Origin of the sequence: Lysobacter sp. M2-1 (genome assembly GCF_022662495.1) — a bacterium.
Classification (GTDB): domain Bacteria; phylum Pseudomonadota; class Gammaproteobacteria; order Xanthomonadales; family Xanthomonadaceae; genus JAKPBU01.
This window is the reverse complement of sequence record NZ_JAKPBU010000012.1, coordinates 1-13,225: the sequence shown is the minus strand read 5'-3', so window position 1 is coordinate 13,225 and position 13,225 is coordinate 1. Positions and strand designations below refer to the sequence as shown.

Here is a 13,225-nt window from a genome sequence, read left to right as displayed (position 1 = left end):
CGCCCTCACCAGCTGCCGGAGGCGCCACCGCCCCCGCTCATGCCGCCGCCGCCGGACCAGCCGCCGCCCGACGAACCGCCGCCCCAACCGCCCCCGCCGCCGGTCCCGATCCACGGGCCGTTGCCGAAACCGCCCCAGCCGCGATCACGCGCGTAGCGCCCGCCACCTCCGCCCGAAATCAGGCCGACCAGGAAGCCGATCACCGCGCCCAGGCCACCCACCAGCAGCACCGACGACAGCAGCCAGGCGATCGCACCGCTGGCGCCGCCGCCGAGCAACCCGCGCAAGCCCGCCGGCAGGCGCCCGAAGATGCCGCGCGCCACCTGGGCCACGATGAAAGCCGCGAACAGCGCGAACAGCCAGCCCTCGCCGCCGCCCTCACCGCCCTCGCTACCCTGCCGGGTCATCGGTTCGGGCAGCGGCTCGCCGTCGATGAGTTTCACCAGCTGCGCGGTGGCATCGATCAGGCCGCCGGCGTAATCGCCCTGGCGGAACTTCGGCGCCAGATATTCGCGGATGACCCGACCGGCCGTGATATCCGGTATCGCCCCTTCCAGCCCATACCCGGGCTGGATCCGCACCGCGCGATCGTCCTTGGCCACCACCAGCAGCACCGCGTCATCCACACCCTTGCGGCCGAGCTTCCATTGGTCGAATACCCGCTGGGTGTACTGCTCGATGGATTCGGGCTGGGTGCTCGGCACCAGCAGGATCTGCAACTGGCTGCCCTTGCGCTGCTGCAGCGCCAGGGCCTGCTGCTCGAGCTGTTGCTTGCTGGCCGCGTCGAGCGTGCCGGTGGTATCGACCACCGGCGAGTCCAGCGGCGGTATGGCCGCGAGCTGTTGCGCCCAAGCCGGCACCCACACGCCCGCACACAGCAGGACGCACCATGCGAACGCTCCAGCCAGGCTCAAGCGGCGCATCGGCGGGCGCACCAGGGGGCCTTAGCGATGCCGCGGACCGGCGTCAGCCGCCCGGCGCGGGCTGCGGTTCGGGCTGCGGCTCGGGCTGCGCGGCCGGCGGCGGCGTGGTCCCGAAGTCGACGTTCGGCGCTTCCTGGATCTGGGCTTCGTTCTCGACCGTGAAGTTCGGCTTCTGCTTGTGGCCGAACATCATCGCGGTCAGATTCACCGGGAACTGGCGGATGTAGCTGTTGTAGTCCTGCACCAGCTGGATATAGCGGCCGCGCGCCACGGTGATCCGGTTCTCGGTGCCTTCCAGCTGCGTCTGCAGGTTGAGGAACGAGGCGTCGGCCTTCAGGTTCGGATAATTCTCCGTGACCATCAGCAGCCGCCCGAGCGCCTGGCTCAGCTCACCCTGCGCGGCCTGGTACTGGGCGAGCGAGGCCGCATCGTCGGCATTCACGTTGATATTGCTGACCTTGGCGCGCGCCTCGGTCACGGCGGTGAGCACCTGCGCCTCGTGCGCGGCGTAGCCCTTGACCGTGTTGACCAGGTTCGGGATCAGATCGGCGCGGCGCTTGTACTGGTTGAGCACCTCGGACCAGCCGGCCTTGACCGCCTCGTCCTTCTGCTGGATCTGGTTGTAGCCACAGCCGCTGAGCAGCACCGCGAATAGCGCGAGCACGGCGCCACGCAAGATCACTGAAGCGCGCATCGGAAGCACTCCTGGTTGGAAGTCGGGCCGGAAACGGTTTGCGAACACGGACGCGCCATTGTGACGGCAGCGCCCTGTTAACGGCATGTGCAGACCGCTGGATTTCACCACTCCCCGGCGCCGGGGATGTGCGCCTTGCTCGCGTTGCGGCGCATCAGCAGGTTCAGCCATTCCACCAGCACCGAGAAGCCCATGGCGAAGTAGATATAGGGCTTGGGCACGTGCACGCTCAGGCCGTCGAGGATCAGCACCGCGCCGATCAGCAGGATGAAGGCCAGCGCCAGCATCTTCACCGTCGGGTTGCCGTCGATGAACTTGCCCAGCGGATTGGCCGCCAGCAGCATGATCGCCACCGCCAGCAGGATCGCGAACACCATGATCGGGATGTGCTGTGCGATTCCAACCGCAGTGATCACCGAGTCGAGCGAGAACACGATGTCGATCACCGCGATCTGCGCGATCACCACCCAGAACACCTGCGAACTCTTGGTGGTCCGCGGATCGTGATCCTCGCCGCCCCCAATCAGCTCGCGAATCTCCAGCGTGCCCTTCACCAGCAGGAAGATGCCGCCCAGGATCAGCACCAGGTCGCGGATCGAGATGCCCATGCCGAAGACGCTGAACAGGTCCTGTTCCATCCGCGCCAGGAACGCCAGCATCACCAGCAGCACGATCCGGGTGATGCAGGCCACCGCGATGCCGATCTTGCGCGCGACCGCGCGCCTGGCTTCTGGCAGCCGTCCGACCGCGATCGATATGAACACCAGGTTGTCAATGCCGAGCACGATCTCCAGCGCACTCAGGGTGACCAGGGTGAGCCACGCGTCGGGGGAAGCCAGGAAACTCAGGTCCATTCGATTCTCGTCTCGTCAGATACACGCTTTGTCACAGCCAGCGCGGCACGAGGATCAGGCCCCACACCACCAGCACGTTCAACATCACCACGAACACGGCGGCCGAGCCCATGTCCTTGGCCCGCCCCGCGAGTTCATGGAACTCGGGTCCGTAACGCTCGATCACCGCTTCGATCGCCGAATTCAGCAATTCGATCCCCAGCACCAGCAGGCAACTGCCCAGCAGGAGCGCGCGTTCCACCCCGGTCTGTCCCAGCCACAGCGCCAGGGGCGCCAGTACGATCAGCAGATAGACCTCGAGGCGGAACGAGGATTCATGCAGCCAGGCCGCACGCAGGCCCTGCAGGGACCAGATCGTGGCTTTGAAAATGCGGCTGGGGCGACGCGGCAGATGTCCGATTTCATCGGCCATGTCAGCGTCCGGCGACCATGACGGCGGCACGGGTCGGCCGGACCGAAACGGACATGCGGATGGTGTCGGGTCTGGCCATGGAGTCCCTGGTCGGCCGGCGGCCGCAGCCCCGTGATTTTGCCACACGCGGCCATCGACTCTCCCCGGCACGCGGCAAATCCAGGCATTTGCAATGCGCGGGAAGCGCTGGTTCACTCCCGGAACACCCAACAAGGAGCCACTGATGCCGTTGCGCCCGCTGCTGCCTGGCTTCCTGATCCTGTTGCTGACCCTCAGCTGTGCCAGCGCACCACATCCGGCCACTGCACCGTCGAGCACGAACGGTGTGGCCGCGGAGGCTGCGGTTCAAGTCGATCCGCCCTCCTCTTCCGAATGGGCAACGGACATGGCGCGCTTCGATGCGAAGGACGCCGCCTCGAAGCCGCCCCGGGAGGCCTTCGTCTTCACCGGCAGCTCATCGGTGCGAATGTGGGACACGCTGGCGACGGACTTCCCTGGCAAGCCCCTGCTCAATCGCGGGTTCGGCGGCTCGCAGTTGCGCGATTCGGTGCATTACGCGCAGCAGATCGCCGTCCGTTACCAGCCGCGGATGATCCTGATCTATGCCGGCGACAACGACATCAACGCCGGACGCAGCCCGCAGCAGGTGCTGCACGATTTCCGCGCGTTCGTCGCGCGCGTGCGCCGCGACCTGCCCGACACTCCGATCGCCTTCCTGGCGATCAAGCCCAGCCCGTCGCGCGCGCAGCAATTGCCGAAACAGCAGCAAGCCAATGCGCTGGTGCGGGCCGAAGCGACGCGGCTGCACAAGGTCGAATTCATCGACGTCGCCACCCCCATGCTGGGTGCGGATGGGCAGCCGCGCGCTGAACTGTTCATCGAAGACCAGCTGCACATGAACCGCGCCGGCTACCAACTCTGGCGCGGTATCGTCGCGCCCTACCTGGACTGAGCCGCATGCCCAAGGCCTACTGGATCAACTGCTTCCGCCGCATCGACGACCCGCAGAAGCTGCAGGACTACGCGGCCATGGCCGGCCCGGCGATGCGCGCGGCCGGCGGCCGCTTCCTCGCCCGCGGCCTACCCGCGCACGTGTTCGAACATGGGCTGCGCGAACGGGTCACGATCATCGAGTTCGACAGCGTCGCGCAGGCCGTCTCGGCCTACGAAAGCCCCGCCTACCAGCAGGCCCTGCGGATCCTCGGCGACAGCGCCGAGCGCGACATGCGGATTGTCGAAAGCGCCGGCGAGTGACGACCCAACCCGGCTACTGCTCGTCGAGGAACACCGCGGTGCCGCGCGAGCCGTCCTTCTTCACCCAGCCGCGATACATGCCGGACGTGTTGAACGGCATGGCGATATTGCCGTCCTTATCGAGGGCGATCACGCCACCGTCGCCGCCGAGCTCCGGCACGACCTTCATGACCACTTCGTCGGCGGCCTGTTGCAGGGTGTCGCCCTTGTACGCCACGCGCGCGCAGATGTCGTGCGCGACCGATGCGCGGATGAAGTATTCGCCCCATCCGGTGCCGGACACGCCGCAGTTGGCGTCGGCATAGGTGCCGGCGCCGATGATCGGCGAATCGCCGACCCGGCCCCACTTCTTGTTGGTCATGCCGCCGGTGGACGTGGCCACCGCGATATGCCCCTGCGCATCCAGGGCGACGGCACCGACCGTGCCGAAATACTTGCCGCGCAGGTCTTCCGCGGGCGTACCCGCATCGGCTTCCGCCTTCTCGCGCGCTTGCGCCTGCTCCAGCTGCTCGCGCCGGTTGTCGGTGTCGAACCAGCCGTTCTCGACGCGCTCGATGTCCTTGAAGCCGTCGGCGAACGCCTCGGCGCCGTCCTCGATCAGCATCACGTGCGGCGATTGCTCCATCACCTTGCGCGCCAGGCGGATCGGGTTGCGCACCGTGCGCACGCTGGCGATCGCACCCGCGCGGCGGGTGTGGCCTTCCATGATCGAAGCGTCCAGCTCGTGCCTGCCCTGGGCGTTGAACACCGCGCCCTTGCCGGCATTGAAGCGCGGCGATTCCTCCAGCACCACCACGGCCGCCGTCACCGCGTCGAGCGCGCTGCCGCCCTTGGCGAGGATGGCGTTGCCGGCATCCAGGGCCTGGTCCAGATCGGCGCGGATCGCCGCTTCGTCGGCGTCGCTGAGCGCGTCGCGCTCGATCACGCCGGCCCCGCCATGGATGACGAGCGCGGTCGGTTTGTCCTGGGCGGTTGCGGTGGTCATGGCGAGACTCAGCAGAAAGAGAGCGATCAGGCGCATGGCGAGCTTCTCGCGGGAAAACGCAAGGATACCGCGCCGCGAACGCCATTCCATGGCGACCGCCCCCAAGCCGCCGCAGCGGCCTTGGGACGCATCCCCCAAAGTCACTGCTGCCGCAGGGCCTCGATCGGGTCGAGCAGCGAGGCCTTGCGCGCCGGGTAATACCCAAAGAACAACCCGGTGCCGATCGAGAAGGCCGCGGCGAGCATGACCACGCGTGCGTTGAGCTCGATCGGCAGCTCGCTGAACTTTCCGACCAACAACGAACCGACGATGCCGATGCCGATGCCGATCACGCCACCGATCAGCGAAATCAGCATCGCCTCGGCCAGGAACTGCCGGCGCACATCGTTCGGGCCCGCGCCCACCGCCATGCGCAGGCCGATCTCGCGAATGCGCTCGGTCACCGAGACCAGCATGATGTTCATGATGCCGATGCCACCGATGATCAGGCAGATGGTCGCCACCGCGCCCAGCAGCTTCGACATCAGATTGGTGGTCGCGGTGCGGGTGGCGACGATCTCGCTGATGTTGCGCACGTTGAAGTCGTCCTCCTCGCCCGGCTTGATCCGGTGCCGCTGGCGCAGCAGCGCTTCCACCTCTCCCTGCACATAGCCCAGGTCCTTGGCGTCGGTCACCGTGAGCGCGATCTGCATCACCGTGCTCGGCGGCAGGCCCATGGCGCCGAGCAGGCGCCGGCGCGCGGTCTCCAGAGGCACCATCACCACGTCGTCCTGGTCCTGGCCGAAGCCGCCCTGGCCCTTGGGCGCCAGCGTCCCCACTACGGTGAAGGGCACGCGCCCCAGGCGGATCGTCTGGCCGACGCCGCTCTCATCGCCGAACAGCGTGCGCCGCACCGTCTCGCCGAGGATCACTTCCTTGCCGGCGCTGCTGTAATCCTGTGCGTCGAACCCATCGCCATCGGTCAGCACCCAGCCGTTGATCTCGAAGAAGTCAGGCTCCACGCCCTGCCAGCTGGTCGAGGCATTGTTCTCCGCGTACACCACCTGGGTATTGCCGCGCAGCGCCCCGGCGACGTACTGCACTTCGGGGATTTCCTCGCGGATCGCCTCGGCATCGCCTTCGGTCAGGGTGAAGAAGCTGCTCGAACTCATGCGCACCCCGCCCGGCCCGCGACCGCCGCCCGGCGAAACGTCGAGCCGCTGCGAGCCCAGCCCCGAGACCAGCTTGTCGATTTCGGCCTGTGTGCCCTGCCCGACCGACACCATCACGATCACCGCGGCAATGCCGATGATCACACCCAGCGAGGTCAGCGCGCTGCGCATCCAGTTGCCGCGCAGGGCGAGGATGGCTGTGCGGAGGATGTCGAGGAAGCTCATGCCGTGCCCGCCACTCTTGACCTTGACTTTCCGTAGACCAGCAGTCGCCGCTGCACCCGGACACCCGTAGGGCGGCCGCCATGGATGGCGGCCGTTTTCGGACCGAGCCATGGATGGCGAGTCCGAAAATGGCGACGGCACCGCACGCTCCTTGAGCGATCTGTCGGGGAAGGCCGTTTTCTTTGGGTACTTTCTTTTGGGCCAGCAAAAGAAAGTACCTCGCCCGCAAGGGCGAAACGGGTTTGATCTTGTTCGCTGACAGAAGGAAGGTCAAAGGCTTTCGCCTTTCGGCGAGTTACTTTTCTTTGCTGGTGCAAAGAAAAGTAACCAAAAGAAAGCACCTTCCTCGTGAAGTCAAAATCGCTCAAGGCGCGTGTCGTACCGTCGCCATTTTCGGACAAGCCATCCATGGCTTGATCCGAAAACGGCCGGCATCCATGCCGGCCGCCCTCCGGGTGTCCGGTTGAATGCGCTGGCGCCGCTTCCAAAGGCGAAAGCTTCCGATTTCCTATCACGCAAATGACTGCAGACATCACCCCGCCTCCTGCGCATGCAACTCGCCATCGCGCATCACGAAAATCCGGTCTGCATACGCGGCCACGTCGTTGTCATGGGTGATGATCACCACCGTGTGCTGCGCATCGCGCAGGCGCTTGAACAGGGCCAGGATTTCCTCGCCCGTCTTGCTGTCCAAGGCCCCGGTCGGCTCGTCGGCCAGCAGGATCGGCGGGTTGTTGATCAGTGCACGCGCGATCGCCACGCGTTGCTGCTGTCCGCCGGACAGCTCGCTCGGCAGATGCGTCGCGCGGTCGGCCAGTCCGACCGATGCCAGCGCGGCGCGGGCGCGTTCCTGGCGCTGCGCGGGCGGGATGCGCGCGTAGCCCAGCGGCATCGCCACGTTGTCCAGCGCATGCATGCGCGGCAGCAGGTTGAAGCCCTGGAATACGAAGCCGATCTTGTCGCGGCGCAGCTGCGCCAGGGCTTCCGCATCCAGGGTGGACACGTCGATCCCGTCGCAGGCGTAGCTGCCGGAACTGGGCGTGTCCAGACAGCCGATGAGGTTCATCAGCGTCGACTTTCCCGAGCCCGACGGACCCATGATCGCCACGAAATCGCCACGCGCGATGCGCAGGTCCACGTCCCTGAGCGCCACGACCTCGGCCTGGGTGCCCGCCGAGTAGACCTTGCCCAGGCCGTGCGTCTCGATGACCGGGGCCGGCGTGCCGTCCCGCGTCATGGTGCTGCCGGCGTGGCCGCCTGCGCAGCACGCTCACCCGTCACCAGTTCGTCGCCTTCCTGCACATTGCCCGAGATTTCGGTGTCGGTACCGTCCGAGGCGCCGATCCGCACCATGGCCATCTGCGGTGTGCCGTCGACCAGCTTGTAGACGGGCGCCCGGCGCGCGTTGAGTAAAGCGCCGAGCGCGGCGTCCCAGGTCGTGCGCTGGGTTTCATCCAGCAACGCGCGGAACGCAGCGAAATCCTGCTGGAAGCGCTGGGCCATGCGTTGCCGCATCTGCGCGGCCATGTCGCCGCCACTTTCACCCATCACGATGCGTGGACCGCCCATGCCGCGCCCGCCGCCGAACAGCGCGTTGCCGCCCTGCTGCGGCTGGCCTTGGCGGGCGAGCTGGCGCTGCTGGATGGCCTGGACGGCGGCATCGAAGGCGTCCTGCTGCGACGCGGTCAGCCGCATGCCTGCGGCCGCGCGCGCCAGGTCTTCGGTGATGCCGCCACCGCCGCCTCCCGGGGGGCCTATCGGCTGGGCCTGCGCGTCCACCGTGTCGTCGGCAGGCTTGTAGCGCAGGGCAGCGTTGGCGACCTTCAACACGTTGCTGCGCTTGCTGACCTCGATCTCGGCATTGACCGTCAGCCCTGGCAGCAGCGTGCCGTCGCTGTTGTCGACGGTCACCACTACCGGGTAGGTGACCACATTGTTCGTCGTGGTGGCCGAGAGCCGGACCTGGTCGACGACACCGCGGAACCGGCGGTCGGGAAAGGCGTCGGCGGTGAACGACACCGCCTGTCCCTGCTTGATCTGGCCGATGTCGGACTCGTCCACCGCCAGCTCGATCTTCATCTTCGCCAGGTCCTCGGCGATGGTGAACAGCTCCGGCGCCTGCAGGCTGGCGGCGACCGTTTGCCCGGGTTCGATCGTCCGGGTGAGGACGACACCGTCCACCGGCGAACGGATCACGGTGCGTTCGAGATTGAGCTGCGTGCCCTGGGTGGCAGCGGTCTGCTGCCGGATCTGGGCCTGGGCCGAGTTCACCTGCGCCTGCGCCTGATCGCGCGCGGCGCGCGCAAGGTCGACGTCCGCTTTCGACACCAGCTGCTGGCTGCCCAGGCCGGCCTTGCGCCGGTAGTCCAGATCCGCGTTGCGCAGCGTGGCCTGGGCCTGGCGCAGGGTCGCCTGCGCGGCGGCGATCTGCGCCGAGCCTTGCGCGATCTGCGCCTCGTACGTGCTCGGATCGATCCGCGCCAGCACCTCGCCCTTCTTCACCGGGGTGTTGAAGTCGACCCGCACCTCGGTGACCTGGCCGGAGATCTGGCTGCCGACGGTGACCGTGGAAATCGCGCTCAGCGTGCCGGTCGACGAGATCGCCACGCGGATGTCGCCGCGCTCGACCCGAGCCGTGCGGTACTGCCCTTCCGCAGCGGCCCCGTCGCGCTTCGACCACCACCACAGACCGGCGGTTACCACTGCCACTGCGGCCAGAGCGAGTGCGAAGCGTGGAATGCCGCCGCGGCGGCCCTGGTATCGCGGTGTACTCATGTGGGAGGCGCGGCTGGGGTCGAGGCAGGCTAACGCACCGCCCTTTGCGGCGTTGACACCGATCCGGCCGGAACCTGCCCGGATACTGCGTCGGTTCAGCCGCCGAACCGGATCACCGCCGTGGTGCCGCGTCCGGATTCGCTCTCGATGCTGACCGGCCAGTCGAAGCGTTCGCCCAGGCGCCGCACGATCGACAGCCCCATGCCCTTGCCGGACGGGTTCTCCAAGTCGGCACGATAGAACGGATCGTAGGCGCGGCGCAGGGTTTCCTCGGACATGCCGATGCCGGTGTCCTGCACGATGACGCGATCACGATCGATGCGCACATCGATGCGGCCGTGCTCGGTGAAGGTGCATGCGTTGCGCAACAGGTTGTCGAGCATCACCCCGAGCACCCGGGGCGATGCGTGCAGACGCGGCGAGGCGGATTCCAGCACGCTCAGCTCCACCGGCTTGCCGGCCAGCAGCGGACGCACCTGCTCGACCTGCTCGTACACCACGTCGCGCACGTCGAAATCCTCGCGCTGCGGTTCCACTTCGGATTCGCGGGCCAGGATCAGGAACGCATCGACCACCTGCTCCATGTCGCGACCGGCGCGCTGGATCCGCTGCAGCGAGCGCGATGCGCGCGTCGGAAGGTCCGGATCTTCGGCCAGCATGTCGCTGGCCACGCGGATCACCGTCAGGGGCGTGCGCAGCTCGTGGCTGGCATCGCGGGTGAAATCGCGCTCGCGGCGCACGAACGCGCGGGTGCGCTCGGCCATGCGCTGCAACGCGCCGGCGAGCTGCCGGGTTTCCTGTCCGGCATCAGCGGGCAGCTTGTCCGGCGCCAGCGCCTGGGTGTCGGGCTCACGCGGATCCCAGCGGGCGACCTCGCGCGCCAGCCAGTCGACCGGCGCCACCACGCGCTTGGCGATGCGATAGGTCAGGCGCGTGCTCAGTACCACGGCCAGCACGGCCAGCAGCAGCGGGGTGATCACCAGCAACAGACCATAGCCGGCGACCCGCGAATGCCGGTACACGATATACAGGCGCCCGCCGGGGCCGTCCTGCACCAGCACGTGTTGGCGCTGGGCGCCCACGATGCTCAGGCCGGGCTGCAGCGCGCGCAGTTCGGCGGGCACTCGCGCGGCCGATTGCGGATCGCCCGTCCAGTAGGCCTGGAGCATGGTCGAGTGTGGCAACTGCGCATTGGCATCCCCGGCGCGCTCGCGCAGGAAACTGGCCGCTTCCTCGCGCATATAGCGCCGGGTGACCTGGTCCACCGCGATGGAACCGGCCACGAAGGTGCCCAGCACGATCACGATGGTCGCGATCACCGCCTGCAGGATGAAGGCGGACTTGAGCCTGCGCGACAGACCTCCGGCCATTGCAGTTGCGCCTTCGCCGCCGCCCTACGCGGGCGGCTGCTCGATGTCGGCGATGCGATAGCCCGCACTTTGCACGGTATGCAGCAGTGGCTTGCCGTAGGGCTTGTCGATGGTCTTGCGCAGGTTGTACAGATGGCTGCGCAAGGTGTCCGAGTCGGGCAGGCTGTTGCCCCAGATCTCGCGCTCGATCTCCTGGCGGCTGACCACACGCGGGGATTCGCGCATCAGGATGGTCAGCAGCTTCAGCCCGATCGGCGAAAGCTGCAGCTCGGTCCCGCCGCGGGTGGCGCGCAAGGACGCCGGATCCAGCACCAGGTCGGCGACCTTCAGCACTTCCGAGCCCACCTGGCGACGTTCGCGACGGATCAGCGCACGCAAGCGCGCCTCGAGTTCCTGGATCGCGAAGGGCTTGGTCAGGTAGTCGTCGGCGCCGGCCGAAAGCCCGGTCAGTTTTTCGTCGAGCGTGTCGCGCGCGGTGAGCATCAGCACCGGCGTGGATTTGCGCGCTTCCTCGCGCAGCCGCTTGCAGACCTCGATGCCGTCCAGCCGCGGCAGCATCAGGTCCAGCACGATCACGTCGTAGGTGTTCTCCGACGCGAGGCGGTAGCCATCCAGGCCATCGGAAGCGTAGTCGACCTCGAAGCCACGGCTCTCGAGGTATTCGCCGATCATTTCCGAGATGTTGCGGTTGTCCTCGACGATCAAGACGAGTCCCGCCGGCTCCTGTGGATTGCGCATGGAAGTTTCCAGAATCTTCAGCTTTGTGAAGGGTGCCGGTGAAACTGTGGAAATTGCGTGAAGGGGCGCGGCACCGAGCGTTCAGTTTTCTGAGCCTTTCCCATGGTTTACGAGGGCTTGTTCGCAGCTTTCCTGCCCTTGGCCCCAGACGGGGGGCCATAACATTCGCCAGTCACGCGTGCTCGTAGGTGTATCGGCGCCACCGGCGCCGGTGATCGCCCGCCCGCGATCATCGCCACGCTGCGGCGCACCCAATGCCGCGCGAGCGCCCTGCGAACTTCGACAGCTAGAACGGAATCTTTCCGCGCAGGATGTCCTTGAACATCACCCAGTCCCCGATAAACGAATACAGCGGATGCTTGAACGTCGCCGGCCGGTTCTTCTCGAAGAAGAAATGCCCCACCCAAGCGAACCCATAGCCGCACAGCAGCGCCGCCAGCAGCCACCAGGCATTGCCGCGCACGATGGCCAGTGCCACCAATAGCAACACCCCGCAGCTGCCGATGAAATGCAGCCGTCGTGAGATCCGGTTCGCATGCTCGCTCAGGTAGAAGGGATAGAACTCGCGGAAGCTGGCGAATCTGCTCATGGCAATTCCTCGCGCGGCGAGCGCCTCCTGGCTACGACGTCATCCCAATGGGAACAAGCCGGTCGCGCCGAAGCGGCGCTTCTGCAGACCAGCATCAATCGCATTCGGCGGCCTTGGCCCGGTTCCAATAACCATCCTGCGCCTCGAGCGCCAGGTCGGCAAGCTGCACGCCGTCGTCCGCGGCCAGTGCCTCCATCGCACGGAAGCGACGCTCGAACTTGTGGTTGGCGCGGCGCAGAGCCGCACCGGGATCGACCCTGGCATGGCGGGCCAGATTGGCGGCGACGAACAGCAGGTCGCCAATCTCCTCTTCCAGCCGCTCCTGCACGCCGGGGTCGTCCGGCGCAGCGGAACGCGTCGCGAATTCCGCGCGGACTTCCTCGATTTCCTCGTGCAGCTTGTCGATCACCTGTGCGTGCGATGGCCAGTCGAACCCGACCGTGGCCGCCTTCTTCTGCAGCTTCACCGCGCGCTGCCACTCGGGCAGGCCGCGCGCGATGCCGGCCAGCGCGGAACTGTCGTGCGCGTCGCCGTGCTTGGCGATCCGCTCCTTCTTCTTTTCCGCATCCCACATCCGGTTGAGCGCATCGCTGTCGGCCACGCTCATGCCGGCGAACACGTGCGGATGGCGGCGGGTCATCTTGTCGCCGATCGCCTCGACCACGTCGCCGAATCCAAACGCGCCCTGCTCCTCGGCCATGCGCGCATGGAACACGACCTGCAGCAGCAGGTCGCCGAGTTCATCCTTCAGGTCTTCCAGGTCGCCGCGGTCGATGGCGTCGGCGACCTCGTAGGCTTCCTCGATGGTGTACGGGGCGATGCTGGCGAAGGTCTGCTGCAGATCCCAGGGGCAGCCGCCTTCGGGATCGCGCAGGCGGGCCATGATCTGGAGCAGGTGGTCGATGGAGTGGGTCATGGGAATAGGCTACCTGCTTACTTTGGCCGGGGGCGGCATATAGGAGGGCCATCACCTCTTGTCCGGCAATTGCAACCAGGGAGTGCGCTGCCAGAGCCGTCATCCCCGCGGAGGCGGGGACCCATGGACGTTAGTACTTCACGCCAGGCTACCTACGCGGCATGGTTATTACGCTGCGAGCCGCACTTATGCTGAAACGCGGACGCTAGAGAAGCAGAGCTTTCGCCTGCCGGCGAGTTACTTTTCTTTGCTGGTGCACTGTGCCGAAGGCGCGAACGGCGAAGCCGGCCCGAAGGGCGAGCACCGCAGGTGCGAGTAAAGAAAAGTAACCAAAAGAAA

General features: G+C 66.8%; 15 protein-coding genes. 2 read left to right on the top strand and 13 right to left on the bottom strand.

The genetic code is table 11. The features are described from left to right. Positions 1-5: 5 nt before the first annotated feature. The 4 genes from MC375_RS17255 to MC375_RS17240 all read right to left on the bottom strand — a co-directional run bounded on the left by MC375_RS17255 (position 6) and on the right by MC375_RS17240 (position 2,883). Entirely contained in the window at positions 6-923 is a 918-nt protein-coding gene (locus MC375_RS17255; protein WP_242104673.1) for a TPM domain-containing protein, read from the bottom strand. Between the two features lie 43 nt (positions 924-966). Then, complete coding sequence (locus MC375_RS17250) at positions 967-1,617, bottom strand: LemA family protein (protein ID WP_242104672.1); 651 nt, start codon at positions 1,615-1,617, stop codon at positions 967-969. A 104-nt stretch (positions 1,618-1,721) separates the two neighbouring features. Continuing rightward, positions 1,722-2,471, bottom strand: coding sequence for a TerC family protein (locus tag MC375_RS17245; RefSeq protein WP_242104671.1), 750 nt, complete (start codon positions 2,469-2,471; stop codon positions 1,722-1,724). Positions 2,472-2,502: 31 nt separating this feature from the next. Next, complete coding sequence (locus tag MC375_RS17240) at positions 2,503-2,883, bottom strand: diacylglycerol kinase (RefSeq protein ID WP_242104670.1); 381 nt, start codon at positions 2,881-2,883, stop codon at positions 2,503-2,505. A 223-nt stretch (positions 2,884-3,106) separates the two neighbouring features. Between MC375_RS17240 and MC375_RS17235 the strand changes: the two genes are divergently transcribed. Continuing rightward, positions 3,107-3,835 carry an SGNH/GDSL hydrolase family protein gene (locus MC375_RS17235; protein WP_242104669.1) on the top strand — a complete coding sequence of 243 codons (729 nt, stop codon included), beginning with the start codon at positions 3,107-3,109 and terminating at the stop codon, positions 3,833-3,835. A gap of 5 nt (positions 3,836-3,840) precedes the next feature. Next, on the top strand, positions 3,841-4,137 hold the full coding sequence (locus MC375_RS17230) for a DUF1330 domain-containing protein (protein WP_242104668.1): 297 nt from the start codon (positions 3,841-3,843) through the stop codon (positions 4,135-4,137). Positions 4,138-4,150: 13 nt separating this feature from the next. Here the strand turns inward: MC375_RS17230 and MC375_RS17225 are convergent, their stop codons facing one another. The 9 genes from MC375_RS17225 to mazG all read right to left on the bottom strand — a co-directional run bounded on the left by MC375_RS17225 (position 4,151) and on the right by mazG (position 12,886). After that, positions 4,151-5,158 carry an isoaspartyl peptidase/L-asparaginase gene (locus MC375_RS17225; protein WP_242104667.1) on the bottom strand — a complete coding sequence of 336 codons (1,008 nt, stop codon included), beginning with the start codon at positions 5,156-5,158 and terminating at the stop codon, positions 4,151-4,153. Positions 5,159-5,262: 104 nt separating this feature from the next. Beyond that, on the bottom strand, positions 5,263-6,498 hold the full coding sequence (locus MC375_RS17220) for an ABC transporter permease (RefSeq protein ID WP_242104666.1): 1,236 nt from the start codon (positions 6,496-6,498) through the stop codon (positions 5,263-5,265). After that, the gene (locus MC375_RS17215) at positions 6,495-6,908 is read right to left on the bottom strand and encodes a hypothetical protein (RefSeq protein WP_242104665.1); all 414 of its coding nucleotides are present in this window, start codon (positions 6,906-6,908) and stop codon (positions 6,495-6,497) included. Before MC375_RS17215 ends, MC375_RS17220 begins: the two co-directional genes overlap by 4 nt. Before the next feature lie 122 nt (positions 6,909-7,030). Further along, positions 7,031-7,735, bottom strand: coding sequence for an ABC transporter ATP-binding protein (locus tag MC375_RS17210; RefSeq protein WP_242104664.1), 705 nt, complete (start codon positions 7,733-7,735; stop codon positions 7,031-7,033). Next, entirely contained in the window at positions 7,732-9,273 is a 1,542-nt protein-coding gene (locus tag MC375_RS17205) for an efflux RND transporter periplasmic adaptor subunit (protein WP_242104663.1), read from the bottom strand. Before MC375_RS17205 ends, MC375_RS17210 begins: the two co-directional genes overlap by 4 nt. A 95-nt stretch (positions 9,274-9,368) precedes the next feature. Next, positions 9,369-10,643: a HAMP domain-containing sensor histidine kinase gene (locus tag MC375_RS17200; protein ID WP_242104662.1), complete on the bottom strand. Its 1,275-nt coding sequence runs from the start codon at positions 10,641-10,643 to the stop codon at positions 9,369-9,371. A 24-nt stretch (positions 10,644-10,667) separates the two neighbouring features. Continuing rightward, a complete protein-coding gene (locus tag MC375_RS17195; protein WP_242104661.1) occupies positions 10,668-11,381 on the bottom strand; it encodes a response regulator transcription factor in 714 nt (237 codons plus the stop codon). Between the two features lie 286 nt (positions 11,382-11,667). Next, a complete protein-coding gene (locus MC375_RS17190; protein WP_242104660.1) occupies positions 11,668-11,970 on the bottom strand; it encodes a DUF962 domain-containing protein in 303 nt (100 codons plus the stop codon). Between the two features lie 94 nt (positions 11,971-12,064). Then, positions 12,065-12,886, bottom strand: coding sequence for a nucleoside triphosphate pyrophosphohydrolase (gene mazG, locus MC375_RS17185; RefSeq protein WP_242104659.1), 822 nt, complete (start codon positions 12,884-12,886; stop codon positions 12,065-12,067). Positions 12,887-13,225: the final 339 nt, after the last annotated feature.

Coding starts and splice junctions, on each gene's coding strand:
- MC375_RS17255 (WP_242104673.1), bottom strand. CDS start 923: ATGCGCCGCTTGAGCCTGGCTGGAGCGTTCGCATGGTGCGTCCTGCTG.
- MC375_RS17200 (WP_242104662.1), bottom strand. CDS start 10,643: ATGGCCGGAGGTCTGTCGCGCAGGCTCAAGTCCGCCTTCATCCTGCAG.
- MC375_RS17250 (WP_242104672.1), bottom strand. CDS start 1,617: ATGCGCGCTTCAGTGATCTTGCGTGGCGCCGTGCTCGCGCTATTCGCG.
- MC375_RS17245 (WP_242104671.1), bottom strand. CDS start 2,471: ATGGACCTGAGTTTCCTGGCTTCCCCCGACGCGTGGCTCACCCTGGTC.
- MC375_RS17195 (WP_242104661.1), bottom strand. CDS start 11,381: ATGCGCAATCCACAGGAGCCGGCGGGACTCGTCTTGATCGTCGAGGAC.
- MC375_RS17225 (WP_242104667.1), bottom strand. CDS start 5,158: ATGCGCCTGATCGCTCTCTTTCTGCTGAGTCTCGCCATGACCACCGCA.
- MC375_RS17220 (WP_242104666.1), bottom strand. CDS start 6,498: ATGAGCTTCCTCGACATCCTCCGCACAGCCATCCTCGCCCTGCGCGGC.
- MC375_RS17230 (WP_242104668.1), top strand. CDS start 3,841: ATGCCCAAGGCCTACTGGATCAACTGCTTCCGCCGCATCGACGACCCG.
- MC375_RS17190 (WP_242104660.1), bottom strand. CDS start 11,970: ATGAGCAGATTCGCCAGCTTCCGCGAGTTCTATCCCTTCTACCTGAGC.
- mazG (WP_242104659.1), bottom strand. CDS start 12,886: ATGACCCACTCCATCGACCACCTGCTCCAGATCATGGCCCGCCTGCGC.
- MC375_RS17240 (WP_242104670.1), bottom strand. CDS start 2,883: ATGGCCGATGAAATCGGACATCTGCCGCGTCGCCCCAGCCGCATTTTC.
- MC375_RS17210 (WP_242104664.1), bottom strand. CDS start 7,735: ATGACGCGGGACGGCACGCCGGCCCCGGTCATCGAGACGCACGGCCTG.
- MC375_RS17205 (WP_242104663.1), bottom strand. CDS start 9,273: ATGAGTACACCGCGATACCAGGGCCGCCGCGGCGGCATTCCACGCTTC.
- MC375_RS17215 (WP_242104665.1), bottom strand. CDS start 6,908: ATGGATGGCTTGTCCGAAAATGGCGACGGTACGACACGCGCCTTGAGC.
- MC375_RS17235 (WP_242104669.1), top strand. CDS start 3,107: ATGCCGTTGCGCCCGCTGCTGCCTGGCTTCCTGATCCTGTTGCTGACC.